Consider the following 26,965-nt stretch of genomic DNA (forward strand, 5'->3'; position numbering starts at 1 on the left):
GCGTTGATACTGCTAAGGCTCACTCGTCGAACAGTGTTCTTCAAGGGCACGGCTACCACTCTAAAACCATTTATGCCTCGCAGTCAGAGTATAGAAGGCTCTACCCAATGTTGCTCCTCGGATCGCGTTAAATATAACGAAACTCATCCACAATCCGTGGTTCCCCCAAGTGGTCGATAGCCACCAAAGCGGTAAAAAACCGAAAAATACCGAAATACACATTGTTTTAAGCATGATGCGAGTTTTGCCTGCCCCAATAAAAATTCCGTCGAGAATATAGGTCCAAATACTTACAACGGGAAACAGCAGTAACCAATAAAAATGCACGCTTACGGCCTGGGCGACGGGCTCAATATCGGTAAACAGTGTAATGATTGTGGCTTTGCATGCAGTGAAAAAAAACACGATACAAAAGGCTAAGGCCGCACCGGCTGAAACACTGGCGGCACAGGCCTTCATGAAATTGGACTGGCTGCCGCTGCCAAGTGCTTTAGCGCCCATTGCTTCCGCTGCGTGGGCGTATCCGTCCAGGCCAAAGGATTGAAAAAGTACCAACTGTATGAGGATAGCGTTGGCGGCGAGCAGCGTTGGGCCAAGCTGAGCGCTCTGGGCAATGAAAAAATTGAATACTAAAAGCAGCAATGCGGTGCGAACGAAAAGGTCACCGTTAAGCCGCATTAATAACGCCCAACGACTGACATTGAAGAGATGGGCGAATGGTGGCCAACGCAGTGCCGCACCAAAGTGATGGTGTAAAGCCCGAAAGCCCAGCCAAACTGCCAAAATAGCGCCTAATATTTCCGCGATCAAGCTAGCGTAGGCCGCGCCTTCGCTATTCCAGTTATAAACCACGATAAAAAGATAATCGAGCGCAACGTTTAGCCCGTTTGCAACCACGGTAATCACCAGTGGAAGGCGGGCATTTTGCAAACCGATTAACAGCCCAATAATGACAAAAGTAAGAAAGGCTGCTGGGGCTGCTGTTATACGGATGTGGCAATATCGACTGGCCAATTCCGCCATCTCAGGTGGCGGGTTCATTAGGTGTATCACCAGCGGTATAGTGATCCACTGAGTAAGTATCATAAAAAGGCCACAAAGTAGCGCAAGTGCAATTGTTTGCCCCAGTTGGTGCATTAATTCAACGCTGTCACCAGCGCCAACGGCTCGGCCCACAAAACCGGTAGTACCCATACGTAAAAAGGCGAACATCCAAAGCAGCAAAGCCAGAATGTTCGACCCAATCGCTACTGCTCCAAGGTAAAGAGCGCTATCGAGGTGGCCGAGCATCGCCGTATCAGCTATACCCATCAACGGGGCTGAAATATTACTGATTATCATCGGCCACGCCATGTTAAAGGCTTGCTTGTGAGGTAACCCTTTGAAATAAATGGTTTTTGTATGCTTTATTGGGCTAATGTCTGGCTCACTTAGCGAGTACGCAATACCGAATGAGTGGTCGTTTAAGAAAAAAATCCTTAGACGAAAGTGGATGTACACTTACTTTCTGACACGTGGTGCCGTTATAATCGCCGCCTGCGGTAAATGGCCGCACCTTATGCGTGCGTTTTTACGTTGATTTGGCGCAAGAGTTAACAATAAAACTGTACATTAATAAAATTAAAACGGAGATGGGGCGATGTTAAGTTTTTCCCAGCGGTCGCTCGCTCTGCTATTGGCTTTCGTTGCTGCGGTATTACCTACTGCAGTTGGTGCTAGCGAATGGCAGCTCAATATGACCGAAGGCGTTACCTCTGTCAGTCAGGAAGTTTACGGCCTGCACATGACGATTTTTTGGTGGTGCGTCGCCATTGGTGTTGTAGTGTTTGGAGTAATGTTCTACTCCATGTTTGCACACCGTAAGTCCCGCGGCGCTAAAGCCTCGAATTTCCACGAGAGTACAACGTTGGAAATTATTTGGACGGTTATCCCCTTCATTATACTTGTGATTATGGCTTTTCCTGCCACAAGTACCCTGAAGAAAATTTACGATACCGATAATGCTGATGTCGACGTGTTGATAACGGGTTATCAGTGGAAGTGGAAATACGAATATCTTGGCCAAGATGTTAGCTTTTTCTCCAATCTGAAGAAAGACTCTGTCGACCAAATTCGTAATGGCGAAGCCAAGACGGCAAACTACTTGCTGGAAGTGGATGAGCCCATGCTTATTCCTGTTGGCAAAAAGGTCCGTTTTCTTGTGACGGCCGCGGATGTTATCCACAGTTGGTGGGTGCCCGATTTGGCGGTTAAGCGTGATGCGATTCCTGGTTATGTTAACGAAGCGTGGACACTTGTAGATAAGCCCGGTGTATACCGTGGCCAATGTGCAGAACTCTGCGGTAAAGATCACGGTTTTATGCCAATTGAAGTCCATGCGGTTCCGCAAGCGGAATACGATGCGTGGTTGGCCAAAAAGCGTAAAGCTGCATTAGCGATAGCTGAAGCAGCCAAGCAAACACTGACCTTTGATGAGCTTTACGCTCAAGGTGAAGTCGTTTACAACGAACGTTGTGCGGCATGTCACCAAGTTCAAGGTGAAGGTGTTCCTGGTTTATTCCCCGCTATAGCAGGCAGTACTGTTGCAATGGGCGAATTGAGTGGGCACTTAGATGTCGTACTTAACGGTGTTTCGGGTACAGCGATGCAAGCTTTTGCAGAGCAACTTACACCCGTTGAATCTGCGGCGGTTATTACTTTCCAGCGTAACGCTTTTGGCAACAATATGGGCGATACTGTCCAGCCAATAGACGTTGTGAATTTCAAGCAAGGCCAATAAGGGGGTCGACACTATGGCACATGGTCCTGCTAAAGGTATCACGCGTTGGTTGTACACAACCAACCACAAAGACATAGGTAGCATGTACCTATGGTTTTCGTTCGCCATGTTTTTTCTTGGCGGTATTTTTGCTCTGGTAGTACGTGCTGAATTATTTCAGCCGGGCTTACAGATCGTTGAGCCGAATTTCTTTAATCAGATGACCACTATGCACGGTCTGGTTATGGTCTTCGGCGCGGTAATGCCTGCTTTTGTGGGCTTAGCTAACTGGATGATACCAATGATGATTGGTGCCCCCGATATGGCTTTACCGCGAATGAACAACTGGAGCTTTTGGATTTTGCCCTTCGCATTTTCCATGTTGGCTTCCACCCTGTTCATGGAAGGCGGTGCACCTAACTTCGGTTGGACGTTCTACGCACCACTTTCCACCACTTATGCTCCTGCGTCTGTTACCTTCTTTATTTTCGCTGTGCATATTATGGGTGCGAGCTCCATCATGGGCGCTATCAACATTATTGCGACAATCCTCAATATGCGTGCTCCGGGCATGACATTGATGAAGATGCCATTGTTTGTATGGACGTGGTTGATCACCGCTTACTTGTTAATTGCTGTTATGCCCGTATTAGCAGGCGTTGTAACAATGATGTTGATGGATATTCACTTCGGTACTAGCTTCTTCGATGCAGCCGGTGGTGGTGACCCCGTATTGTTCCAGCATGTGTTCTGGTTCTTCGGTCACCCAGAAGTGTACATCATGATCTTGCCAGCCTTTGGTGTGGTCTCAGCTATTATTCCGACGTTCGCGCGCAAGCCGTTGTTTGGCTATAGCTCCATGGTATACGCGACAGCCTCCATTGCATTTTTAAGCTTTATTGTGTGGGCGCATCACATGTTTACCGTGGGAATGCCGCTTTTCGGCGAACTCGTATTTATGTACGCGACCATGCTGATTGCGATTCCTACGGGTGTAAAAGTGTTTAACTGGGTGACAACAATGTTTAAAGGTTCTATGACCTTTGAGACGCCCATGTTGTTCTCTATTGCGTTTGTGATTCTGTTTACCATTGGTGGTTTCTCTGGCTTGATGCTGGCGATAGCCCCTGCAGATTTCCAGTATCACGATACTTATTTCGTTGTAGCGCACTTCCACTACGTACTAGTGCCTGGTGCAATCTTCTCTATTACGGCAGCCGTGTACTACTGGCTACCGAAGTGGAGCGGCAACATGTATGACGAAACATTAGGTAAAACGCATTTCTGGTTAGCGTTTATAGGCTTGAACGTTACATTCTTTCCTATGCACTTCTCGGGTTTGGCCGGTATGCCTCGTCGTATTCCAGACTACAACCCACTGTGGGCGGATTGGAACATGATCTCTTCTGTTGGCGCATTCCTATTTGGTGCCGCACAAGTCTTGTTCCTCTACATTATTATTCGCGCCATAGTGAGTGGCAAGAAAGCCACGGCTGAAGTATGGGAAGGATCGCACGGTTTAGAGTGGACAGTTCCTTCGCCTGCTCCATACCATACGTTTACGACGCCGCCTGAAGTAAAGTAACGAGATAATCATGGCAAGTGGTAACGACAACAACGGCATTAAAAGGACTATTGTTAAATCAGTCGCATTGGTGGTGAGTATGTTTGTTTTTGCGATTTGGGTGATGCCTCCTCTCTACACATTGTTTTGCGAAGTCACTGGTCTTAACGGTAAAACGAAAGGCCAGTACACCGCCGTTTCTGCGGAGATCGATACCTCGCGTACGGTCGTCGTCCAGTTTGTGGGAACCAATAACGAAAACATGCCTTGGGGTTTCAAACCTAAAGATTTTTCGTTAACGGTACATCCTGGCCAAGCGGTGGTAACAGATTTTATCGCACATAACCCAACCGATAACATCATGGTGGGGCAAGCGGTACCAAGTTTGGTACCGCACAATGCTACGGATTACTTTTTTAAGACCGAATGCTTTTGTTTTAATCAGCAAGCACTCGGGCCAGGTGAAACAGCTGATTTAGGGCTGCAGTTTATCGTTGACCAAGAGCTTCCCAAGGGCGTTAACACCATAACGCTCTCGTACACTCTGTTTGATGTTACTGACATGTCACCAGACGCTGTTACGCAGAAAGCGCTAGAGCTACGTGAACAAGATTTGAATAAACAAGACCCGGATTCAACCGGTTCGCAAACTTTAACCGCACGTTAAAAGCGGAGTATTAATTCATGGAACAACAACACGAAACCTATTACGTTCCCGAGCAGAGCAAGTTGCCTATCTTGGCGTCTATAGGTCTGTTTTTGACTGTATTTGGTCTGGCGAATTGGCTAAACGACGTAGCCGCCGATAAAGACGGTAGCGGTGCGCTCATATCACTGCTGGGTTTTATTCTCTTGTCGGCCGTACTCTTTAACTGGTTTGCGTCGGTTATTGATGAAAATATGAAAGGCCTTAACAGTGCCCAAGTAAAACGCTCTTATGTTTGGGGCATGGGCTGGTTTATTTTTTCTGAGGTTATGTTTTTCTCGGCATTCTTTGGTGCCCTTTGGTACCTGCGAAATATGTCGTTACCGCTATTGAGCGAAGGCCCTACCAGCGAATTATTGTGGAACGGCTTTAAGGCTGATTGGCCATTAATGACCACTCCCGATATGGCTGCGAACGGTGCTGCTGCCGTGGTGAATGGCCCTGACCAAAATATGAGTAATCCTGGTGTTAGTAACTGGGCCGGATGGCTACCATTCTGGAACACCGCCGTATTATTAATCTCTAGTTTTACGGTTCATTTTGCACATACGGCGCTTAAGAAAGACGACAAGAAGAAATTCAACATCTGGTTAGGTATAACGGTAGCGTTGGGTTTTATCTTTTTGGTTTTACAAGTAGAAGAATATCTTCACGCGTATAACCACATGGGCTTAACGCTCGAAACGGGTGTTTACGGTACCACCTTCTTTATGTTGACGGGTTTTCACGGTTTACACGTCACCATGGGTACGTTCATGTTGTTAGTGCAATGGTTGCGATCAATTAGCAAAGGCCATTTTAGTCACGCTGATTGTTTCGGTTTCGAAGCCTCAAGCTGGTACTGGCACTTTGTCGATGTGGTATGGGTTGGCTTGTTCTTATTTGTGTACATTCTTGGCTAAAGTCTACGTAAGGCTAGGCTCCTGTCGGAGCCCAGCCTTATTTGCTTTATTCTTGGCTAGCCGCCTGGCGATGATTTCCCCAAGGCGCAGTATTTGATAATTTACCGCTGTAAATTCCGTAGCCGATAGTTAATAGCAAGGCGGCTGCGAGTATAATCCTCACGCCTAGGGCAATAAGCGCGCGTTTAGATTCCGCTACGCCCATATCCTTCATTAAAAAAACTAGGCCACTACTCAGGCTGCCGACAACGGCAATAAACAGTATTATGATAGTTATTTTTAAGGCCAAAAGGCTCATAAAATAATCTCCGTTCGAACAATTAAATATGGCTGGCGCTAGCAAAATCACATTTCACATAAACTGGAAGATAACAGCCTTTTCGACACTGTTGCTGCCAGTATTGCTGAGCCTTGGATTCTGGCAGCTCAGCCGTGCGCAAGAAAAGCAGACCTTACAGGAAAGCTGGCAGCTACAGCAAGCATTGCCAACTCAGGCCTACACCGATACGGACACCTTATTGAATCGCCGTATTTTTGTGGAGGGTCATTTCGAAACAGCGCATTATTGGCTGATTGAAAATAAGCGGTTGGATGGTCAATTGGGTTACCACGTAGTGATGGCCTTTATAGCAGCGCCGTCTCACGGCACAGACAAGGCTTTGCTTATTAACCGCGGCTGGGTTGCGGCAGGGCAGTATCGTCACGATAACCCTGTGATCAAAACACCTAAAGGCCGCCAACGCATTACGGGTACGCTTAAAATACCGAGCGACTCACGGTTTATAGAAGCACCAAAGCTTGCCGAGCAGGTTTGGCCGTACCGGCTACTGGAGGTGAATACAGATTTTATGGCGACACAGCTGAATCGAGTATTATCCAATAAAATTGTATTGTTAGATGCAGACAGTGCAGGGGCTCTAGCCGTAAGCTGGCAACCTATTAATATGCGCGCTGAAAAGCATCATGGTTATGCCGTGCAGTGGTTTGGAATGGCCCTCGCCTTGATCGTTCTTTGGTTGCTGAGCAACAGCAATGTGAAAGCTTTGCTACGCAGAGAACCCTAAACTTCAACTTCAACAATAGCTAGAAACTCATGCAAACGTCCGATAAACCTAACGAGATCAAATTTAACAAAGGCAAATTGACCCTTATAGCGCTTTTGAGCGTGTCAATACTGCCTATTGCCGCCGCCTACATTATGTTTTTTACGGGTATTGGTGTACCGGATAACACCGTCAATGCCGGTACCATTCTGCCGAAGGCTGTCAATCTATCGACCTTACTCGACGATCAAAGCGATTTTGCTCGGCAATTAAAAACAGAAAAAAAATGGCGATTACTCATCCCGCTGCCCGCCGTGTGTTCGTCTTCGTGCGAACAAAACTTTTATACCACTCGCCAAGTACACATACGCCTTTCTGAAAAAAGTGCGCGTGTGGAGCGGGTTGCTGTCAATATTGGTGGAGAGCAGGGTCAAACATATTTTGACAGCATTAAAGCTGAACACCCGAATTTGAAAATGTTAACCCTCGAAAAACACCAGTGGGTAAATTGGCTTGCTGAAAGTGGTCAGTCGTTAGACATGTCTAGCGAGCCGTATTACTTACTGCTCGATCAGGAAGGATTCGCCATGATGTTCTATACCGAGCAACAGCACGGTAACGAACTCCTTAAGGATATAAAACGCGCGCTCAAATATTCAATAGATTACCAATAGCATGAAAGCAAATAGCGTAATGTTTAAATTATCGATGCTGGCCTTTTTCATGGCGTGTATTGTCGTTGTGCTGGGAGCTTTTACCCGCTTAGCGGAAGCGGGCCTAGGCTGCCCAGATTGGCCTACCTGTTACGGGCACCTGTGGGTGCCGAATGAGGCTCACGAAATTGCCTCTGCCAATGAAATATTTGAAGAAACGCCCGTAGAAACCGATAAAACATGGCCAGAGCAAATACATCGGATTTTCGCTTCATCCCTTGGCCTTGTTATTTTGGCCTTGTTTTTTGTCGCCTACCGTAAGCGTAATCCCATCGTCAAAGCGAGCAGTATTGTAGCTTTGCTAGGAGTGCTTGTTGTCGGGGTAATGAGTAGAGTTATTGTTGGCGATGTGCTCGACCCAATATTATGGTTGTTAGTGGCGTTATATTTTGCCAACCTCGCACGGCTAAAATCGAGATGTGTAGAAAACAGTGCACCGTTTTTACTGCCCGCGAGCTTAGCGGGGTTAGTGATACTTCAAGGTTTTTTTGGGATGTGGACGGTTACCCTTAAACTCTGGCCGCAAGTGGTAACGGCTCATTTGCTCGGCGGCTTCGCAACGCTCAGTTTAATTTGGTTAGTACTGCAACGAAGTGGCGGTTACCAATGGGCCTTACCGGCTACCGACGTTGTAAAGCTAATGCAGTTACGGCGCCTAGCGTTAATCGTGTTAGGTGTTGTTATTGTTCAAATAGCATTGGGAGGTTGGACATCTTCAAATTACGCTGCACTCGCTTGTCCAGATTTCCCCACCTGCCAAAATGCACTCATTCCCGAGGCTGATTTTTCTCAGGGCTTCAACTTCTTTCAAAAACTAGGTCCGAATTACCTTGGTGGTCTATTAGACAATCAGGCGCGTATCGCCATTCACTTTAGTCATAGGTTAGGTGCGTTATTCGTAACTGCACTGAGCTTTTGGCTTATCGTTAAGCTTTTTAGCGTAGCGTCAACAAAAGTAAAAAAAATGGCTTCCATCTATACAGTAGTACTTGTAGGCCAGATAATGCTGGGCATAAGTAATATTGTTTTCGCGCTTCCTTTATCGATAGCCGTTATTCACAATGCTGTCGGCGCAGTACTACTACTGGTGTTAGTGACCTTGAATCACCGACTTACCACCGTTAAAACGCTTTAATGAGTAATACCCCATGACCGAGACTAAGCCAGAAACTTTTGATGACGTTATGCAACATCATTGGCGTGACTATTATGAGCTAACTAAACCGATGGTGGTGTTGCTCATGTTGCTCACTTCACTGATAGGTATGCTGTTAGCGACACCGACTATGGTGCCGTGGGATATACTCATATTTGGCAACATGGGCATAGCGTTGTGCGCTGGCTCGGCTGCCACGGTAAACCATCTTGTGGACCGTCATATTGATTTAAAAATGGCACGCACCGTTAATCGTCCCGTAGCAAAAGGTCGCGTAGCCCCCTTTAATGCCATATTATTTTCGGTAACGCTAGGCCTTGCGGGCATGGCTGTACTCTACTTTTTAGTCAATGCCATTACCGCTTGGCTAACGTTTGCGTCATTAGTGGGTTACGCTTTTATCTATACGTTTTACCTTAAAAGAGCAACACCCCAGAATATTGTGATTGGTGGTTTAGCGGGCGCAGCGCCCCCGCTTTTAGGATGGACAGCTGTGACCGGCCAAATTGATGGGCATGGTTTGTTATTGGTACTGATTATTTTTGCATGGACACCGCCGCACTTTTGGGCTTTAGCTGTTCATAAAAAAGCCGAGTATGCGAGCGCAAAAATCCCTATGCTGCCGGTTACCCATGGCGAAAGCTATACCAAACTGCATATATTGCTCTACACCATTTTAATGGTAGTTGTTAGTGTATTACCGTTTGTGACGCAAATGCTCAATACCCTGTATTTACTCGGCGCATTAGTACTGGGCGCAGGCTTCATTTATTACGCTATTACAATGATGATCGGTAAAAATAAAAATGCGGGAATGGATACCTTTAAATATTCCATCGTCTATTTGATGGGCCTATTTGTCATTATGTTGTTGGATCACTATCTTATGCCAATATCACCTTTAGTGCGGTAAAACGTCAGTTACGTGTGAACGCGCAGAACTCAATATATCAATAGCACATCTTATTTATGTGCGACTAAGAGAATAAATGCATGGCTAGCCAAGAAAAAACCCCGCAGCAAAAACGGGGCATATTACGCACCGTATTGTTACTCGTTGGTTTGATGACGTTATTTGTGGGCGGTTTTTTTAACAAAATGCTACAGCCTAGAATTATGAGCGAAATAGAGTTGCGTACAAATGGTGCGATTGTATTCGATAACCCGCGTATTATTAATGACTTCAACCTCACCACACATACCGGTAACGATTACACTTTAGACGATCTAAAAGGCAAATGGACTATCATGTTTTTTGGGTTTACTCAGTGTCCCGATATTTGCCCCGTAACTTTGGCGAAACTAAGTCAAATGTTTCCTAAACTTGACGATTCGATTGCAGAGAATACCCGCGTCGTACTGGTAAGTGTCGATCCCGCGCGTGACACGCCGGAAAAACTCGCGCCGTACATTACACATTTTAATGAAGAGTTTACTGGAGTAACGGGTGAGTTTTTAGACACAATGAAACTCACCCAGAATTTAAACGTTGCTTTTAGAAAAGTGATGCAAGGAAATGACTATACGGTTGATCATACCGGTAATATTGTCATTATAAATCCCAACGGCCATTATCATGCGTTTATCAAGCCACCTTTTGAACTAGCAAGATTGATTACTGTTTATCAATCCATTTACTTAGGTTTTTAGCGTTACGTTTTCTCCACCCCTAATTTTTCGTGGCAATAAAAAACCGCTCTGCAGGAAAACCCCGCAGAGCGGTTTTTTAGTATTTAAAGAATAGTGTCGATTACACCGTTTTGGTCGACTGTTACCGCCAACTGGCTTAATTCATTTAATCTTAAGTAGTGTGCGATAGCGCCAAAGGTTGCGGTGGCTACTGTACCCGAGTGGTCACGTGTGGATACGTCGGGCATAAAAATACTACCTAGCGCCATTTTTAAGGGGCTCACCTTAACCGTCACGGGGGTAAAATGTGCGCTTGCATTCGCTTTGAGTTGCTCTCTATCCGTTGTCTGATAAATGGCGGCATTTAATAGATCTAATGTGTACTCCGTACAGTTTTGATAGATCAGGTTAAAGGGATTGGCTATGGCAGAATATTGAGGGTTGTGCAGTGTTTGTGCTGTAGAGGAGTTTACTAATTCAATTAATCGTAATTGCAGCTCACGCGTTGGGATGATGATACCGGCCGTTAAGCTTTTGGCCGACCAGAAGAAATCCACGGGGTAGTCCGTTACCAGTTCGCTTTTACCGCTGTCCTCCGCTGTTTGATAAAGGTTGTGAATGGCGTAGCCTTTTGCCGTAGTGCCATCACCAAGCGTAATAGAGGAATAGAGTGCGATTGCCGTGTGAGTAAAGTTTATACCCACGGGTAATGCGTCTTTAGGCCGACCAACCCTGCCGATGATAAACGCCAATGCGCCCTCCTTAGCGGCCGTTTGTTCTACAGTTTTTGCAAATGTCGCGATCGCTTCGGGCGCAAATAGTGAATCATTGCTACGAGCGCTCCCCGCCCATGACAGGTTTGACAAGGCGGCGACTAGGCAAAAGATAACGAGTGATTGCAGTATTAAACGGTTCATAATTTTTGCTCCTTAGGTGTGGCGGGGTATAAAGCTTACGGTGCTCTAGCGCTTGTTTGGGCCGGAAAGATTGAGGTCTCGTGGTGCGGGCCCTGCAACAACGGTTGCGTCGGAGATCTCGAGAGGTTCATTGCTAAGTGCATAGCGCATTAACGTATCGCCGGTGCGCTCGGCGGCGTTAGCCATGTTGCCGGTGATCACTAACGGTGTAGCGGCAACGGCCGCCACTATTTTGGATGACGCAATTGCCGTATGAGAAACGGCTAATGCGGAGTGATGTCCTGCTTGGCTAGCATTTTCCGAGGCAGCAAGGGCGGGCGTAGCGATTGCGCTGAAGGCGACCGCAAAAACGAATGTGGCTTGATGGGCTAAACGAGCAGTCAGTGAAGGCTTCATAACAGTTCTCCTAGAACGTGGTGAAAATTAAAAAAGATGATTTGTGTTGAACGAGAGCGATTATGGCGTAGGCCTATTTTTTGTAAACCAAGAGTGTTAATGTCGCCTTCTAATAGACTTTTAGTAGCGTATAAATAGACTATGACTGAGATTGTACGTATTTGCGACACGTTAAAGCGTTTGTTACGAGAGAAAAAACTTACGTATAGAGCGCTCTCTGTGCAGTTATCTATGAGCGAAGCGAACGTTAAACGAATGTTTTCGCAGCACAGTTTCTCGCTTAAGCGGCTGGAGGAAATTTGCGCAATTGTTGGTATTGCCATGAGCGATCTGTTTAGTTTGGCTGAGAAAGCATCAGAAAAACTTGAACAACTCACGCAAGAACAAGAAAAAGAATTGGTAGCGAATCTAAGGCTCTGTTTGGTGGCTGTGTGTGTGAGGGATGGTTGGTCGTTTAGTGATATTGTTCAACAATATGCCATTGAAGCGCTGGAATGTACCCGCTTACTCGCGCACCTCGACCGGCTTAAAATGATCGAGCTCCTACCCGAAAATCGTTATCGTGTACTTATCGCACAAAATTTCAGATGGATACCCAGTGGCCCGCTCGAGCGGTTTATTACGCGCGACGTGATCAGTAAATTTATCTCGGCTCCGTTTGATGAGCCTGAAAGTTTTCGTTTTTACCTTAGGGGTTCCTACTCGGCGTCGAGTATTAGCCACTTGAAACGTCGCTTGTCACAGTTGACACGAGAAGCCGCCGATCTCAACGAGGCGGACGCCAAACGGCCATTAGAAGAACGCCAACATATTGGTGTCATGTTAGCGATGCGACCGTGGGAGCTATCATTATTTCAGGCATTACGGCGAGATCGCTGAATCACCTCTGTCGCTATACTTTGCGGCGCTATGTCCAGTGTCTGGTATTGGCCAAAAGTACCCCAATAGGGCTGTTATGACGTTTTAGGTGAGAAATACCGAATATAAATGAACTGATTTGATCCTCCAGAGTCCATGCGTTAACCCCTTATCGGATGTCATTATGAAAATTTTTAGTAATTTGATTGTTGTTCTAGGCTTTTTTCTCTCTGCTAACGTATTCGCCGGTGATCCACTCATATACTCGCACGAGACTAAAGGTGCTATTAAAGGGGCCGACGTGGTGGCGTATTTTAGCCTAGACCCAACCGATAAAGCGGTCATGGGAAAAGAGGCGTTTAGCCACGAATGGCAGGGCGCAACATGGAAATTTTCCAACGCAGAAAACCTCGCCTTGTTCAAGGCAAATCCAGAGGCCTACGCTCCACAATATGGTGGGTATTGTGCATTTTCTGTTGCACACGGGTTTACCACATCGATTCGCCCCGATAGTTGGAAAATTGTTGATGGCAAACTGTATCTGAATTACAGCCGTATTTCATATATGCGCTGGAAGTTGGATATGGAAGATAAAATTAGAGAAGCTGATGAAAACTGGCCAACGGTATTAACGGTCTGTGAAGAGCGTGGTAACTGTAAGGAATAATAGGTGTTTTTGTAAAACTGTTATTGAGGATAACGCCCGAGTGAGCGTTATCCTCAATATTGGTTACGCTTTCTAGGCGAGTATTACGCTACCATCGAGCGAGCGATACCGAGTTCTAAACCCCGCAATTCCGCCAAGCCTTTTAGCCTGCCAATGGCAGAATAACCGGGGTTTGCGCGTTTATCCAGGTCGTCCAATATTTGATGCCCGTGATCCGGTCGCATGGGAATAGAGACACCGCGTTTGCGAGACACCTCTACTATCGCCTGAATCAGTTCGAACATATCGATACTGCCATTGAGGTGTTGTGCTTCAAAAAAACTGCCGTGCTCCTCGCGTTGGGTATTGCGCAAATGAATAAAAGACACTCTATCGCCAAACGCCTGAAACATCTCTGTTAGATTATTATCGTCACGAATACTAAAAGAGCCAGCACAAAAACATAAACCGTTAGACGCGTTGGGTACGGCAGTAAACAACGTGGTGAGATCGTCTGCAGTGCTGACAACACGAGGCAAACCGTAAATTGAAAAGGGCGGGTCATCTGGGTGGATAACCAATTTGATACCTAATTCATCGGCCAGCGGGCAAACCTGTTGTAAAAAATATATAAGATTTTGCTGGTAGCGTTCTCGGCCAATGGAATGGTATTCCAGTATCGCATTTAGAAAATCCTGTGTACTAAATGCCACTTCACTTCCCGGTAAACCAGCAACGATTGTTTTTTCGAGCGCGATTTTTTGTGGGCCAGTGAGTGTCTCAAATTTGTCTTTCGCAAGTGCAATAACGGTCTCTGAGTAATCTGTAGCCGCGCCGGGCCGGTTGAGCATAAAAATATCGTAGGCCGCAACATCAATCATATCGAAACGAAGTGCTTTACCGCCATCTGGCATGGTGTGGCTTAAATTGGTACGAGTCCAATCAAGAAGCGGCATAAAATTGTAGGTTACTACGTTAATATCGCAGGCCGCCAGGTTACGCAAGCTCGCTTTATAGGTGTCTATATAGCGCTCAAAACCCGGTTTTTGAGATTTTATATCTTCGTGCACCGGCAGGCTTTCGACCACGCTCCAACGCATACCCGCCGACTCGATGGCCTCTTTTCGGGCTTGGATGTCGTCTGTCGACCAGACAACGCCGTTGGCAATATGATGCAGTGCGCTGACAACCCCTGCACAACCCGCTTGGCGTAAGGCGTCTAAGCGTACGGGGTCGTTAGGCCCAAACCAACGCATGGTTTGTTCCATTAAAGTCTTGGAATAATCGATTACAGTCATGAATGTAAGCCACTTAACGGAAAAGGTAGAAGGAATAGAACGTTAACGCAAAAATTAAAAGCGTTCTAGCGCGATTGTGCGCCAGGCAAGCTCTCGGCTAAATATTGATCTTTCAGGGCGCCATAATTCTTTGATGAATAGGTAAAAAAATTACGCTCCGATTCCTTGAGCGGCCGTATTTGCTTAGCCGGGCTCCCCATATACACGTAACCGGACTCGAGCGTTTTACCGGGAGGTACGAGCGACCCCGCACCAATAACAACATCATCCTCAACTACGGCGCCGTCGAGTACTGTTGCGCCAATGCCCACCAAAACGCGATTGCCAAGGGTGCAGCCGTGCAGGCAAACACCGTGACCAATGGTTACATCATCGCCAATGGTAAGAGGCCAGCCTTCAGCCGTAAATGGGCCCGCATGAGTGATATGCAGGGTTACGTTATCTTGTACGCTGGTACGGCTGCCTACGCGTATACGGTGCATATCCCCGCGTATAACGGCGCAAGGCCAGACAGATACATCGTCACCGAGCCATACATCGCCTATAACAACGGCAGCCGGGTCTATAAAAACACGTCTGCCCAGTTGAGGGGTGTGGCCGTTAAACGGTCGTATATTCGTTGGCAAGGCCTTGTTTTCACTCATGCTAAACTCCATAACGTTAGTCCCACCATTTTAAGTCTAAAGAGCCCAATAATCGATGAATAACCCTCTGTTAGCTGAACAACCCTTACCGCCTTTTGATGCCATTCAAACAGACCATATTGTGCCGGCTGTAAAACAGCTTCTCATCGAAGCGCGTTCGGCGCTAGAAACCCAGTTGAGTGCGTTGGAGGAGATTACGTGGGCAACGCTGGTCGCGCCTATAGAAGAGCGCGGGGATAGGTTAAATAAAGCTTGGTCACCCGTAGGGCATCTTAATTCAGTTAAGAACAGTGAAGAGTTGCGGGTAGCCTATGAAGAAAGCCGCCAGCTACTAACGGAATATTTCACAGAGCTGGGCCAGAACGAAGCTTTATTTAGTGCGTATACAGAATTAAGGCAGAGCGACAGTTTTGATACGCTAAGCCAAGCGCAGAAAAAAACCATTGAGAATGCACTGCGTGATTTTAGGCTCTCAGGTATCGCGTTGCCAAAAGCGGAACAGCAGCGTTATGGCGATATCCAGTCGCGCTTGTCGACGTTAACCAGTCAATTTTCGAACAATGTTCTCGATGCAACACACGGTTGGCATAAGCATATTGTCGATGAAAACGAACTAACGGGGCTGCCAGAGTTCGCCGTTGCGGGGGCAAAAGAGGCCGCCTTAAAAAAATCACTCGATGGATGGGTGCTGACACTCGATACTACGGTGTATTTTACGGTGATTACCCAGAGTAAAAATGCGGCGCTACGCAAAGAAATGTATACCGCTTATAGCTCACGCGCGTCGGATCAGGGCCCTTGCGCCGGAGAGTGGGACAACAGCGAAACAATGGACGAAATATTGCAACTTCGTCAAGAGCTGGCAACATTGTTGGGTTTCAACAATTATGCGGAATATTCCATTGAAACAAAAATGGCCGGCACTACCGAACAGGTTACACAATTTCTACGAGATTTAGCGATAAAATCAAAACCGTACGCCGAGCAAGATTTAAAAGAGTTAAAAGCCTTTGCTAACGCTGAATACGGAGTTACGGAACTAAACGCATGGGATCTCCCATACTATTCAGAAAAACTTAAACTTGCGCGATACAGTATTTCACAAGAAGAATTGCGGCCCTATTTTCCTGCAGAAACGGTAATTGCGGGTTTGTTTAACGTGGCTAATCAATTGTTTGATATTACGTTTGAGGAAAAAACGGCTTCAGTAGAAACGTGGCACGATACGGTTAAGTATTATCAGATTAGTCAAAACGGCACGCCCATAGCAGGGTTCTATTTCGACCTATTTGCTCGAGAGCATAAGCGAGGTGGAGCCTGGATGGATGAATGCAGGGTTCGTCGCCAAACCGATAGCGGTTTGCAGTTACCCGTTGCGTACCTTGTCTGTAATTTTAACGCGCCGCTCGACGGCAAGCCCTCTTTGCTTACGCATAATGAAGTGACCACTATTTTTCATGAGTTTGGGCATGGCATACATCATATGCTCACCAAAATAGATGTTGCCGCAGTGAGTGGTATTAATGGTGTCGCATGGGACGCAGTCGAGTTGCCTAGCCAGTTTATGGAAAATTTTTGTTGGGAAAAAGAGGTGCTAAGCTTCCTCTCTGAGCATTTTGAAACAGGCGAGAGCCTGCCCGATGCAATGCTTAACAATATGCTAGCGGCCAAGAACTTTCAGGCGGGCATGTTTATGCAGCGTCAGTTGGAGTTTTCATTATTCGATTTTTTACTTCATATTCACTGCGGCGATGCTAACTTTACCGGCGTTCAATCGTTGCTGGATAAGGTTCGAGAAGAAATTTCTGTTTTCTCCCCGCCACCTAATAATCGCTTTCAACACAGCTTTTCACACATTTTTGCTGGTGGTTATGCCGCAGGGTATTACAGCTATAAATGGGCCGAAGTACTGTCTGCCGATGCCTATTCGGCATTTGAAGAGGCTGGAATATTTGATAAAGCAACGGGCCAGCGTTACTTAGAGGAAATTTTACAAATGGGTGGTTCGCTCGACGCGATGGACCTATTCAAAAATTTTCGTGGTCGCGAGCCACAAGTGGATGCCTTACTGAAACATTCTGGTTTGGTAGCATAGGGGATGAAAAAACGATTTATAGCCGGCGCTGTATGCCCAAAATGTTCAGCAATGGACAAAATAATCAATTATCAGGATGAAGATAATAATTACCGAGAGTGCGTAGCTTGCGGGTTTAAAGACAAAATTCTTATTCGACCAGTTGTTAGAGAGCTTGTTACGCGGGTAAATATTACCGAAGAAGAAAAAAAGTTGCACGTTCAGGTGATTGAATTTCCACCTAAAGCGTAATTAATACCAACACATTTAGTAGCCCGATAGATTCCCCTCAATTGGTGTTGCACTTAAACGATATGGGAATAATCAGATTAATATGAAAATAATAACCGCACTTTGTACGCTAATAATATTAGCCGGTTGCCAAGATAAAATGGCAGCACAGACTCACGAAAAAAATCGAGAACACGATATGACGCACACTATTTATACCGGGGGATATACCGGGCCAGGGGCAGATCAAAGTAAGGGTATTTACCGCATTGATTTTAACCCCACAACGCGCGTGCTCAGTAATGCTCGATTAGCAATAACGGCCAGTAACCCTTCTTGGCTAGAAATTGAAGGCGAAAATATTTACGCGGTGAACGAGCTGGAAGAAGGCACTGTTCAGCTGTTCCAGAACGGAACACTATTACAAACCGTTGCGACAGAAGGTGGTTCACCTTGCCACGTAAAAATAAACCGAAACGGGCACTACTTTGCCGTGGCGAATTATATGGGCGGGAATATCGCCGTGTATGAGCGTGACCCCAAAAGCGGTCTATTAAAGGCAAACCCTCAAACACGACAACACATAGGGTCGGGCCCCAATAAAGATCGTCAAGAAGCCGCACATGCGCACTGGGTTGGGTGGGGTAACAACGAACAGTTTTTTTATGTCGTTGATTTAGGTATCGATCGTATTATGGCTTACCCGTTCGATTCCGCTACAGGTGCTTTAGGCAAGAGCATTACGGCTTATCAAGCGCCGTTGGGTGCTGGGCCCAGGCATATACTCTTTCACCCGAAAAGTTCGGCGGTGTACATCTTGAACGAATTGGATAACACCGTAGTTGTAGCAGAGCAAACGGCCGAAGGCCTTATTCAGGCCAAACAAACGCTTTCAACTCTTCCTAATGATTTTACTGCGCATTCACAAGCGGCACATATCGCGCTAAATGCAGCGGGCACTCATCTTTATGTGTCAAATCGTGGGCACGATAGCATTGCAGTTTTCGAGATTGGTCAGGACAGCGGTCTATCGTTAAAGCAGCTTGTGCCAACTGAAGGCCATTGGCCTCGCCACTTTGCGTTATTAGAAGAAAGCCAGTCACTGCTTGTCGCGAACGAACAGAGTAATTCCGTTGTCGCGTTTGAAATTGCAAAAGATGGCTCGTTAATCTCTACGGGAGAAAGAATATCGGTATCGGCGCCTACGTTTATTGGTTTTGACTAAAACGAAAGCAGCCTGTTTCCTACCTACTATTGACGCGTAAGTTGATAGTATCCGGCCACATTATTGAGAGGTTTTAAGTATGTTATACCGTCGTTTAGGTAAATCGGGTTTACAGTTAAGCGCGTTTTCGTTGGGTTCGTGGGTAACGTTCGGAAAACAAGTGCATCTTGATGATGCCAAAAACATGATTCAAACCGCGTTTGATCTAGGTATCAACTTTTTCGATAACGCAGAAGGCTACGAGCAAGGTGAATCGGAAGTGGTAATGGGGAATGCCATTGCCGCTTTAGGGTTGCCCCGCGATGAGTTTTGTGTGTCCAGCAAGGTATTTTGGGGCGGCCAAAAACCTAACCAGATTGGCTTGAGTGCAAAGCATGTTACCGAGGCGTGTCACGCGGCATTGAGACGTTTACAGGTAGATTATCTCGACCTCTATTTTTGTCACCGTCCGGATATCGATACCCCTATCGAAGAAACTGTGCGCGCTATGCACAACTTGATCACGCAGGGCAAAGTGCTTTATTGGGGTACCTCAGAATGGACTTCACAGCAAATAATGGAAGCGCACAGCATTGCGCGACAAAATCATTTGACGCCGCCAACGATGGAACAACCACAGTACAACCTGTTTGAGCGCCAAAAAGTTGAAGACGAATTTAGGGACATATACACCGGCGTTGGCTTAGGCACAACAATTTGGTCGCCTTTGGCCAGTGGTGTACTAACGGGTAAATACAATAAGGGTATTGACGTAGAAGGCCGGTTGAATTTACCTGGCTATGAATGGTTGAAAGAAATGTACGCCTCGGAAGAGGGCCAGCTTAAAATAGAGAAAACACGGAAATTGGCGACCATAGCGGATGATCTAGGGGTGCCACTGCACCATATGTCGCTCGCGTGGTGTTTGAAAAACCCGAATGTTAGCACGGTGATTTTGGGTGCATCGAAAACCGAGCAGCTAAAAGACAACGTTGCTGCTTTGCCTGTTGTTGAAATGCTTACACCAGAGATAATGGAGCTGATCGACGGGGTCGTACAAAACCGTCCAGCAGAGCCTATGCGTTGGGCGGATCTCTAACGGGACGGGTACTACTTAAAGAGCAAACGTAAAAACGGCGCTATAAAGCGCCGTTTTTACGTTCAAGTGATAATAGCGTAAGCGTTTAGGCTTTAGCGCTTCGTGCCTGTTTACGACGGGACATAACCAAACCAAAGATACCCAAGCCCATTAAGATAAGAGCGGGTGGCTCAGGTACATCGACAGTACCGTCCGGTGCAACAATAGGAGCCGACGCGAGATCAAAGCTCCAGCTATAACCTTCTGAAGATGCTTCAAGCGGAAACTCATAAGCGTCACAAGGTACCAGCAGGCTTAAGTGGTTACCGCAAAAATCACTACCGAAGGCCACAATAAACAACATGCTCGAGCTTAAGCCGCCACCCAGGTAAGAATTAAACTCGGTAGGTGACGTATAAAGCGTGTCATTGAGCGTAGCCGAGGTGATATACGCGTTTAAGTTGGTCTCAGAAAAAGTATCGGTATCGATGGTATCGGCAAATTCAAAGTGGAGGTCAAGCTGTGTGTCGGATTCGTAATGAGCCGTATAGGTCGCACTCGAAATAATGGCGGCGTGGCTGGCAACTGAAAAAGAAGACACCACAACTAGAGCGAGCAGTTGCTTGGCCAAAAAACCTTTAACATTAATGTTCATTTTAATTTTCTCGTTGAAGCAGGAGCTAAAGTGGTTTGGCGATATTTGTGTGCCAATCTCGCCATATGATTGTACTTATATTACTTCACAAAGCAATTAGGGTGCCACATATCGTAACCGTATGTTTTTGCTACCTTTATTGTGGTCTGTTGACGGATTGACTTAATGTCTACGTAAACTTATCCGACAGTTTTTCGGCAAGGCGAGAAAAGACATTTTGTTTGATGAAAAGAGTAAGGCTAATGGGTGTAAAAATAGCCGCGAAGGAAATATTCAGTTCGAATGGAACTAAGCGTAAAAAGGCCAGTCATAATTTACGTGCAGGCAAGTTAGCCTGTTGGTTTCCTCCCAATGTTTATTGATTGATTTAAGCTTCCCCAAAAAGCGATAGATAGCCCCGAGCCCCACACTCGGGGCTTTTTTTTGTCCTAATATTAAGGCTGCTATTCAGGGGTAACGGCATTCTCAGCCGCTTCATCGTCTATTGTTAGCCATTGCTTCAATATGACCTCTAGCTCCTTAACGCCATCGCCCTTTAAGGATGAAAACATTTGCGCGCTGACAAGATCGTCAACATTTGCGTCTTTAAGGTGCTTGCATACCTCCAGCAAGGTACTTTTAGCGGGCCCGCGTTTTAACTTATCGCATTTGGTTAGCAATATATGAACGGGCATTTCAGCGTCGACAGCCCAGTTGATCATCATGGTATCGAATTCTTGCATGGGGTGACGAATATCCATTAACAGCACCAATCCACGTAACGTTTCGCGCTTTTGTAGGTATTCGGAAAGGTGCGCCTGCCATTTTTTCTTGGTGGCCATAGGCACTTTGGCATAGCCATAGCCTGGCAAATCGACAAGACGCTGTTGCCCCAAGTCGTCGAGCGCAAAATAATTAATGAGTTGCGTTCGGCCGGGTGTCTTACTGGTACGTGCGAGCTTGCCGTTATCGGTAAGTTTATTAATGGCGCTTGATTTACCTGCATTAGAACGCCCTGCGAAGGCGACCTCTGCGCCGCTCTCGGCGGGGCATTCTTTAAGGCTTGGAGCGCTGGTTAAAAATTGTGCTTTTCGGAAGTTAATTTCCGTCATAGTGGCGTATCTACCGGTTAGAAGGGTGTGATAGCACTGGACAACGTATATAATGCCGCTACTTTTTATAAGGGCTGTAGACGTAGTTCGCCAGCGTAAAAGCGACATTTTAACGCAAAACGTCACTCACGAGTGGCTTGGAACACTAGACAGCGAACATTATTGACGAGTTAATAACGGATAACCCCATGAACAAAGCATTTCGTTCCACTATGATCTCCCTTAGCCTATTGGCCGTTGCTGCCGCCGCACAGGTAAATGCAGCGGGCGACGCTGTAAAAGGCGAAACACTGGCTTCGGCATGTGTGGCCTGTCATGGTGAAGGCGGGAACAGTACGGTTCCCTCATTTCCTAAACTTGCTGGTTTAGGTGAAAAATATCTACTGAAACAATTAGTAGACATTCAGTCTGGCGAGCGCGCTGTACCGCAAATGGCGGGTCAGCTAGACGCGTCAAGCCAACAGAATCTTGCCGATATGGCGGCTTATTTCGCGAAGCAAACCATACAGCTCAGCGGTTCGAAAGAGCAAAAGGTTCAACTGAACACGGGCGTTAAAGTCGATGGTTTAGCGTTAGGTGAAAAAGTGTACCGTGGCGGTAACATGGAAAGTAATGTTCCTGCGTGTAGCGGTTGTCATTCACCTACAGGTCAAGGCAATGCACCGGCCGGTTTTCCGCGTTTAGGTGGTCAGCACGCAGGCTATATCGCTCAGCAATTGCGTAATTTCCGAGCGGGCGACCGCACGAACGATACCGACGCAATGATTATGCGCGGTGTAGCACAGTATATGAGTGACGCAGAAATTGATGCTGTGGCAAACTATATTGCCGGTTTACACTAGTCTTAACCGACGGTATTTAAAAGGCAGCTTCGGCTGCCTTTTTTTGTGGAATTTTTTATTTGAGGCCTTGTCCTCTATAATGCGAATCCAAAATCTAAAAAAAGAACCCACATTACTGGGACTCTAGGAGAACATAATGCGTACGCTCGTTGTCAGTACACTCATACTTTCGGTATTCCTCTCAGCATGCAGTAAGCCCGCTGAAGAGCCGGTTGTTGTCGTCAAAGAAACGGCTGCGGAGGTGGCAGCTCCGGTGGTGGAGCCTAAAGTTGCAGTAGACGTGGTTGAGCCTGTTGAAAATGCTCATGCCAGCCATAACCATGAAGCGGCGCCGGCAGTGCAACCTGTTAAAGAGGTAAGCTCACCTGTAGTGGAGAGTAAACCGGTTGTTACCTCTGCCTTTGTTGCACCCGATCAGTTTATTGCCGGCACTCACTATGAGAAATTACCGATTGCTGTAAAAACAATTACCGGCAATAAAATTGAAGTAACCGAAGTGTTCTCTTACGCTTGTATACATTGTTATCACTTTGAAAAGGTTGCTAAGAGCTGGGTTGCCACCATGCCTGAGGGGGTTGAGTTTGTTCAAAATCCTGCCATTTTTAACAAAGCTTGGGCGTACTACGCGCGTATTTATTACACGGCTAAAGCACTTAAAGTATTAGACCCTGTTCACGATCAAGTCTTTGAATCGATTCATGTTAAAGGCAACCGCTTGGGCGATGTAGAAGATGTTGCTGCTATCTTCGCTGCTGCGGGCATTGAAAACGACAAGTTTAATTCCACGTTTGAATCGTTTGGTGTGTCGAGCCAAGTGCAGCAGGCGGATACTCGTGTTTCCAAAGGCTTTAAAACCCAAGGAACGCCAGAGCTTATTATTGATGGTCGGTATCGGGTCACCACAGCAATGGCGGGTAACCACCCAAATATGTTTAAAGTGGTGAATTTCTTGATTGCCAAAATTAAGGACGAAAAGTCGAATGGTTAGTTAAGCCCATTGCGCAACACGTAAACATGATCAAACCTCGGCCTTGTCCGAGGTTTTTTTTGCAAAATACTCGTATCCATTACAAATCGAGGGGGCAAATTAGGATTGCTTGCATATAATTAAGTCAAATCTCGCAAAATAAATGATCACGGATCACAACAATAATAGGGAATATCTCATGGTCGAGACGCCCGGAGGTGGTTACAAAGAAAAATACCTCAACGCCTTGGATGATCAGGAGCGTCAACAGAAGCAATTTAATTTTCAGATGGAGTTACTCCGCAAAACCATTTCGCATCTTGGTGCCGCGTCGCAGGGTCTAGATAAAAATCTGGATGCTACGTTGCTCTTGTTAAAGGAAAAGATGCGAGGCGGGTCTAGTCATCAGGTTATTGAACAGATGGAGCGTGTTCAGCAAGCGGTTGTAAATTTTGAACGTAATCGAGAGCAAGAGCAGCAGTTGATAGTGGATAAGCTGCGAGGCTTATTGCAGGTCTCATTAACGTTAAAATTACCTAAAGAACTACGCGACAAAGTTAAAGGTTTCAGTAAAAATTTACAGGCTGCGCTGGTGAGCTATCGCGCCTACCCGCGTGTATTGGGTGAACTAACATTACTACAACAGTCGGCATTAGAAGCGGCAATGAACCCATCATTGTCATTCTTTCAACGGATAAAGAGTGGCAGAACATTATCGCCTGAAGGCGACCAAGACCCCGAACCCCCAATTGGCAAAGCCGACGAAGCTAAATTTGCCGCCGAAAACCTGCAGCTCGCGCCCAACGAATCTGCACCCCTTGAGCATAATATTGCCCCTAGCCTCAGAGATGCGGGTGTTTCATCAAGCAGCGGCCACCTCCTAGAAGAAGATGGCTATGAGCAAGTGGCCACGCGCATTGCGTTGACCTTACGTGAGCTAATGGAAAACATTGAGCCCAATGATATTGTGCGCCATCGCGTCGATATGGTTCGCTCTCGAATTGAACGAGGCATGGATTGGTTTTCCCTTTCCGTAACGTTGGAAGATATTCGCGATATCCTCATGCAGCGCTATTTGGATGTTGATCGAGAATTTACCCAATACTTACAGGACGTCAATAAAGAACTTAGCACCATAAGTGGCGCGCTAGGTTTAGCGCTAGAACGTGAGGCCGAGGCGAATTCTGCCGCTACTGATTTGTCTGAAGCTGTTAGTGGTGAAGTGGATAAGATTCAAGAGTCCCTTAAAGAATCCATCTCCATTGACGCGTTAAAAACGACGGTAAACTCCCATCTTGCGGTTATTCAGGACGCACTTACAGACTACAGCGACGTTCAGCAACGCAGCAGCGAATCGGTAACGGGCGAGCTTAGAAAATTACTCATTAAAGTAGAAGCGATAGAAGAAGAATCGTCAAAAACCAAAGAGCTGTTAGAAGAGGAACGATACCGTGCCACACATGATACGTTAACCGGCTTGCCCAATAGAGAAGCCTACAATGAGCGTGCGTTTCACGAGCTACAACGTTTTCAGCGCTATGGCCATTCGTTGGCAATAGCGGTATGCGATATTGACCATTTTAAAAAAATTAATGATTCTTTTGGCCATCAGGCGGGGGATAAGGTGCTTAAGCTTATTGCCCGTGTGGTGTCTACTCGGCTCCGAAAAGTCGATTTTGTTTCGCGCTATGGCGGTGAAGAATTCGTCATATTATTGCCAGAAACGAGCCCAGCGGAGGGTAAGAAGGCATTGGATAAAATTAGAAAAGTGGTGTCGAAAGCTGCCTTTCGGTTTAAAGATCGCCCCGTTAATATGACTATTTCATTTGGCATTACAGCGTTTATTAGCGATGATTCGGTGGAGTCCGCTTTTGAGCGTGCAGACAAAGCACTTTATACCGCCAAAAACAGTGGCCGAAACTGCTGTGTTATCGCTGAAGCGGTTGAACCTGAGGCATAATAGGCGCCTAAGCTTTCTATTTAGTAGAGATACCGTCTGTCTATGCGCTCAATGGCCACCGTTTATTATTGCGCAGCGGCGCATATTCCTGCTGCGACCGAGGATGACCTTAATCGTTATCTGGACCCTGCCGAACGAATGCGATACGAGCGCATGCAGGCAATGGTTGCGACGCGTTTTTTACACGGTAGAAAAATGGCAAAACAAGCCATTGCTGAATTTCTGACATTACCCCTTCCAAATGTTCGCTTTGAATACAGCGAAAATGGCAAGCCCTATATTCAGGGCCATCGCCATTGTCATTTCAATATATCCCATTGTGAAACGGCTATTGCAGTGGTGGTGAGTAATACCAATATAGGCATTGATGTTGAATCCATCGAGCGTCATATCAGCCATCCACCGAAAAAGGCACTTATGCTGCCTTATACGGCACAATGGGTCCACGCCCAATCGGAGCCACGCGCTAAGGCCAAGACCTTTACGCTTCTGTGGACTCTTATGGAAAGCCAAGTAAAGCTCGCCGATAGCAGTATTTTTCGTGCGATTAAACGCCTAGCGATAGCATTAGAGCGGAAAGAGGGCCGCCAGCTGGCGAGGGTTGCAACCGATGTGTCACCGTACGGTAGTGGGTGTCAATGGCTCGCATTCGAAGGCCCTGTGCACGCCGCTGATCAAAAGGAAAAGCCTCCAGCAAAGGACATTGTAGCCCTAGCGTTCTATGAGCACCCGCGATGCTTAGTGTATCAATGGGTTGACAGAGGCCCAAATATTTTACTCGAGCCAGAATGGCTAGCGCATAGTGAAAGGTGTGATGCCTGACTAATACGGGAGGCATCTAACGGTAGTGCTATTCTGGTTATTTATCCAAAAGTTGCGCGATATGGCTTAGAAGTTCATCTTCATCAACCGGCTTAGTCAGCAATCCATCGACACCACTCGCCACAATAGCCTCGCGCTCGCCTTGCACAGCGTGAGCGGTAAGCGCCAGCACGGGAATATGTTTTAGGTGAGGTGAATTTCTAATTTTACGCGTTGCTTCTTTGCCGTCCATACCGGGCAACGAAATATCCATCAAAATCAAATCGTAAGAGTTAGTCTCTAGCAGCTCGAGACCCTCTTCTGCCGATTCGACGCAGGTTACGTTAAACCCCTCGTCTTCCAATATCCAAGTCGCCAACTGCTGATTGTCAGGATTGTCCTCAACAATCAATACGTTGGTAGGCTGTTCTAGAGCAGATGCAGACATAAACATAACTTCTAATTAAACAAAAACGTGTCATTAAGCATAGATTACCGTGGCAGCATTTGCCGGTTGTCGATGCTACAAAATACGGTGCGGCGGGTGTTAGTCTTAAAAACCAACTCGCTCGAACGTATTACCAGAAGTATATGAAACAATTATAGAAAACCAGAACCTATTTAAACGAATTGAGTGACACAATCACGCGCGCTTACGCGCGTAACTCGAGAATGTAAAAAAGGGGTATTGCGAAGTGCCAGCACGCTCGAAATACACCGGAGGTCTGTAAGGGCAATAGGTGGGCATAAACGGCTAACCACAATGAATAATCAACAGAATGCATTCAGCGTAAAACGGTCTCTGGTTGTCAAGTGGCTGGCTTTAGCATGA

Annotated in this window: 28 protein-coding genes; 19 read left to right on the plus strand and 9 right to left on the minus strand. The window is 46.4% G+C overall.

What is annotated here, in order from left to right; translation table 11 throughout:
• Positions 1 to 60: 60 nt before the first annotated feature.
• A complete protein-coding gene (locus tag H5647_RS03885) occupies positions 61 to 1,341 on the minus strand; it encodes an MATE family efflux transporter (protein WP_236074760.1) in 1,281 nt (426 codons plus the stop codon).
• 298 nt (positions 1,342 to 1,639) lie between these two features.
• Here H5647_RS03885 and coxB point away from each other — a divergent pair, with 298 nt between their 5' ends.
• Genes coxB through H5647_RS03905 form a run of 4 tightly spaced genes read left to right on the plus strand, consistent with a single transcriptional unit; the run spans position 1,640 to position 5,930 of the window.
• Positions 1,640 to 2,779: a cytochrome c oxidase subunit II gene (gene coxB, locus H5647_RS03890; protein ID WP_045856468.1), complete on the plus strand. Its 1,140-nt coding sequence runs from the start codon at positions 1,640 to 1,642 to the stop codon at positions 2,777 to 2,779.
• A 13-nt stretch (positions 2,780 to 2,792) separates the two neighbouring features.
• Positions 2,793 to 4,343 carry a cytochrome c oxidase subunit I gene (gene ctaD, locus H5647_RS03895; protein WP_045856469.1) on the plus strand — a complete coding sequence of 517 codons (1,551 nt, stop codon included), beginning with the start codon at positions 2,793 to 2,795 and terminating at the stop codon, positions 4,341 to 4,343.
• Between the two features lie 10 nt (positions 4,344 to 4,353).
• On the plus strand, positions 4,354 to 4,989 hold the full coding sequence (locus H5647_RS03900) for a cytochrome c oxidase assembly protein (RefSeq protein ID WP_045856470.1): 636 nt from the start codon (positions 4,354 to 4,356) through the stop codon (positions 4,987 to 4,989).
• Positions 4,990 to 5,006: 17 nt separating this feature from the next.
• Complete coding sequence (locus tag H5647_RS03905; RefSeq protein ID WP_045856471.1) at positions 5,007 to 5,930, plus strand: cytochrome c oxidase subunit 3; 924 nt, start codon at positions 5,007 to 5,009, stop codon at positions 5,928 to 5,930.
• Positions 5,931 to 5,976: 46 nt separating this feature from the next.
• On the opposite strand, the gene H5647_RS03910 is transcribed toward H5647_RS03905, so the two are convergent.
• A complete protein-coding gene (locus H5647_RS03910) occupies positions 5,977 to 6,228 on the minus strand; it encodes a DUF2909 domain-containing protein (RefSeq protein WP_045856472.1) in 252 nt (83 codons plus the stop codon).
• Positions 6,229 to 6,256: 28 nt separating this feature from the next.
• Between H5647_RS03910 and H5647_RS03915 the strand changes: the two genes are divergently transcribed.
• From H5647_RS03915 to H5647_RS03935, 5 genes are all read left to right on the plus strand, one after another.
• Positions 6,257 to 6,994, plus strand: coding sequence for an SURF1 family protein (locus tag H5647_RS03915; protein ID WP_045856473.1), 738 nt, complete (start codon positions 6,257 to 6,259; stop codon positions 6,992 to 6,994).
• Between the two features lie 29 nt (positions 6,995 to 7,023).
• The gene (locus H5647_RS03920) at positions 7,024 to 7,647 is read left to right on the plus strand and encodes a hypothetical protein (RefSeq protein WP_045856474.1); all 624 of its coding nucleotides are present in this window, start codon (positions 7,024 to 7,026) and stop codon (positions 7,645 to 7,647) included.
• A 1-nt stretch (position 7,648) separates the two neighbouring features.
• A complete protein-coding gene (locus H5647_RS03925) occupies positions 7,649 to 8,821 on the plus strand; it encodes a COX15/CtaA family protein (protein WP_052691855.1) in 1,173 nt (390 codons plus the stop codon).
• A 13-nt stretch (positions 8,822 to 8,834) separates the two neighbouring features.
• On the plus strand, positions 8,835 to 9,755 hold the full coding sequence (gene cyoE / locus H5647_RS03930) for a heme o synthase (RefSeq protein WP_045856476.1): 921 nt from the start codon (positions 8,835 to 8,837) through the stop codon (positions 9,753 to 9,755).
• An 80-nt stretch (positions 9,756 to 9,835) separates the two neighbouring features.
• Positions 9,836 to 10,492, plus strand: a complete 657-nt coding sequence (locus H5647_RS03935) for an SCO family protein (protein ID WP_045856477.1) — start codon at positions 9,836 to 9,838, stop codon at positions 10,490 to 10,492.
• 83 nt (positions 10,493 to 10,575) lie between these two features.
• Here the strand turns inward: H5647_RS03935 and H5647_RS03940 are convergent, their stop codons facing one another.
• Together H5647_RS03940 and H5647_RS03945 are read right to left on the minus strand one after the other, a co-directional pair.
• The gene (locus tag H5647_RS03940) at positions 10,576 to 11,388 is read right to left on the minus strand and encodes a DUF2145 domain-containing protein (RefSeq protein WP_045856478.1); all 813 of its coding nucleotides are present in this window, start codon (positions 11,386 to 11,388) and stop codon (positions 10,576 to 10,578) included.
• A 45-nt stretch (positions 11,389 to 11,433) separates the two neighbouring features.
• Entirely contained in the window at positions 11,434 to 11,784 is a 351-nt protein-coding gene (locus H5647_RS03945) for a hypothetical protein (protein WP_045856479.1), read from the minus strand.
• Between the two features lie 141 nt (positions 11,785 to 11,925).
• On the opposite strand from H5647_RS03945, the gene H5647_RS03950 reads away from it, so the two are divergent.
• Complete coding sequence (locus H5647_RS03950) at positions 11,926 to 12,663, plus strand: helix-turn-helix domain-containing protein (protein ID WP_045856480.1); 738 nt, start codon at positions 11,926 to 11,928, stop codon at positions 12,661 to 12,663.
• A 163-nt stretch (positions 12,664 to 12,826) separates the two neighbouring features.
• Entirely contained in the window at positions 12,827 to 13,309 is a 483-nt protein-coding gene (locus H5647_RS03955; protein ID WP_045856481.1) for a YHS domain-containing (seleno)protein, read from the plus strand.
• Positions 13,310 to 13,392: 83 nt separating this feature from the next.
• On the opposite strand, the gene uxuA is transcribed toward H5647_RS03955, so the two are convergent.
• Both uxuA and H5647_RS03965 read right to left on the minus strand, forming a co-directional pair.
• Complete coding sequence (gene uxuA, locus H5647_RS03960; RefSeq protein WP_045856482.1) at positions 13,393 to 14,586, minus strand: mannonate dehydratase; 1,194 nt, start codon at positions 14,584 to 14,586, stop codon at positions 13,393 to 13,395.
• A 65-nt stretch (positions 14,587 to 14,651) separates the two neighbouring features.
• Positions 14,652 to 15,230, minus strand: coding sequence for a gamma carbonic anhydrase family protein (locus tag H5647_RS03965; RefSeq protein ID WP_045856483.1), 579 nt, complete (start codon positions 15,228 to 15,230; stop codon positions 14,652 to 14,654).
• 55 nt (positions 15,231 to 15,285) lie between these two features.
• Here H5647_RS03965 and prlC point away from each other — a divergent pair, with 55 nt between their 5' ends.
• The 4 genes from prlC (at position 15,286) to H5647_RS03985 (ending at position 19,838) form a co-directional block, all read left to right on the plus strand.
• Positions 15,286 to 17,325: an oligopeptidase A gene (gene prlC / locus H5647_RS03970; protein ID WP_045856484.1), complete on the plus strand. Its 2,040-nt coding sequence runs from the start codon at positions 15,286 to 15,288 to the stop codon at positions 17,323 to 17,325.
• A 3-nt stretch (positions 17,326 to 17,328) separates the two neighbouring features.
• Positions 17,329 to 17,556: a YheV family putative zinc ribbon protein gene (locus H5647_RS03975; RefSeq protein ID WP_045856485.1), complete on the plus strand. Its 228-nt coding sequence runs from the start codon at positions 17,329 to 17,331 to the stop codon at positions 17,554 to 17,556.
• A gap of 82 nt (positions 17,557 to 17,638) precedes the next feature.
• Complete coding sequence (locus H5647_RS03980) at positions 17,639 to 18,760, plus strand: lactonase family protein (protein ID WP_052691856.1); 1,122 nt, start codon at positions 17,639 to 17,641, stop codon at positions 18,758 to 18,760.
• A 79-nt stretch (positions 18,761 to 18,839) separates the two neighbouring features.
• Entirely contained in the window at positions 18,840 to 19,838 is a 999-nt protein-coding gene (locus H5647_RS03985) for a potassium channel beta subunit family protein (RefSeq protein WP_045856486.1), read from the plus strand.
• An 85-nt stretch (positions 19,839 to 19,923) separates the two neighbouring features.
• Here the strand turns inward: H5647_RS03985 and H5647_RS03990 are convergent, their stop codons facing one another.
• Positions 19,924 to 20,472, minus strand: coding sequence for a PEP-CTERM sorting domain-containing protein (locus H5647_RS03990; protein ID WP_045856487.1), 549 nt, complete (start codon positions 20,470 to 20,472; stop codon positions 19,924 to 19,926).
• A gap of 443 nt (positions 20,473 to 20,915) precedes the next feature.
• Positions 20,916 to 21,563 (minus strand): ribosome biogenesis GTP-binding protein YihA/YsxC, encoded by a 648-nt coding sequence (gene yihA / locus H5647_RS03995; RefSeq protein WP_045856488.1) that lies wholly within the window; start codon positions 21,561 to 21,563, stop codon positions 20,916 to 20,918.
• A gap of 188 nt (positions 21,564 to 21,751) precedes the next feature.
• Between yihA and H5647_RS04000 the strand changes: the two genes are divergently transcribed.
• From H5647_RS04000 to H5647_RS04015, 4 genes are all read left to right on the plus strand, one after another.
• Positions 21,752 to 22,405: a c-type cytochrome gene (locus H5647_RS04000; protein WP_045856489.1), complete on the plus strand. Its 654-nt coding sequence runs from the start codon at positions 21,752 to 21,754 to the stop codon at positions 22,403 to 22,405.
• Between the two features lie 136 nt (positions 22,406 to 22,541).
• On the plus strand, positions 22,542 to 23,393 hold the full coding sequence (locus H5647_RS04005) for a thiol:disulfide interchange protein DsbA/DsbL (RefSeq protein WP_052691857.1): 852 nt from the start codon (positions 22,542 to 22,544) through the stop codon (positions 23,391 to 23,393).
• Positions 23,394 to 23,571: 178 nt separating this feature from the next.
• On the plus strand, positions 23,572 to 25,332 hold the full coding sequence (locus tag H5647_RS04010) for a GGDEF domain-containing protein (protein WP_045856490.1): 1,761 nt from the start codon (positions 23,572 to 23,574) through the stop codon (positions 25,330 to 25,332).
• A gap of 42 nt (positions 25,333 to 25,374) precedes the next feature.
• Positions 25,375 to 26,154, plus strand: a complete 780-nt coding sequence (locus H5647_RS04015) for a 4'-phosphopantetheinyl transferase family protein (protein ID WP_052691858.1) — start codon at positions 25,375 to 25,377, stop codon at positions 26,152 to 26,154.
• 37 nt (positions 26,155 to 26,191) lie between these two features.
• Here H5647_RS04015 and H5647_RS04020 read toward each other — a convergent pair whose 3' ends face one another.
• Positions 26,192 to 26,581 carry a response regulator gene (locus tag H5647_RS04020; RefSeq protein ID WP_045856491.1) on the minus strand — a complete coding sequence of 130 codons (390 nt, stop codon included), beginning with the start codon at positions 26,579 to 26,581 and terminating at the stop codon, positions 26,192 to 26,194.
• Between the last annotated feature and the right edge of the window lie 384 nt (positions 26,582 to 26,965).

It is taken from the genome of Teredinibacter purpureus (assembly GCF_014217335.1).
In the GTDB taxonomy this organism is placed as follows: Bacteria; Pseudomonadota; Gammaproteobacteria; order Pseudomonadales; family Cellvibrionaceae; genus Teredinibacter; species Teredinibacter purpureus.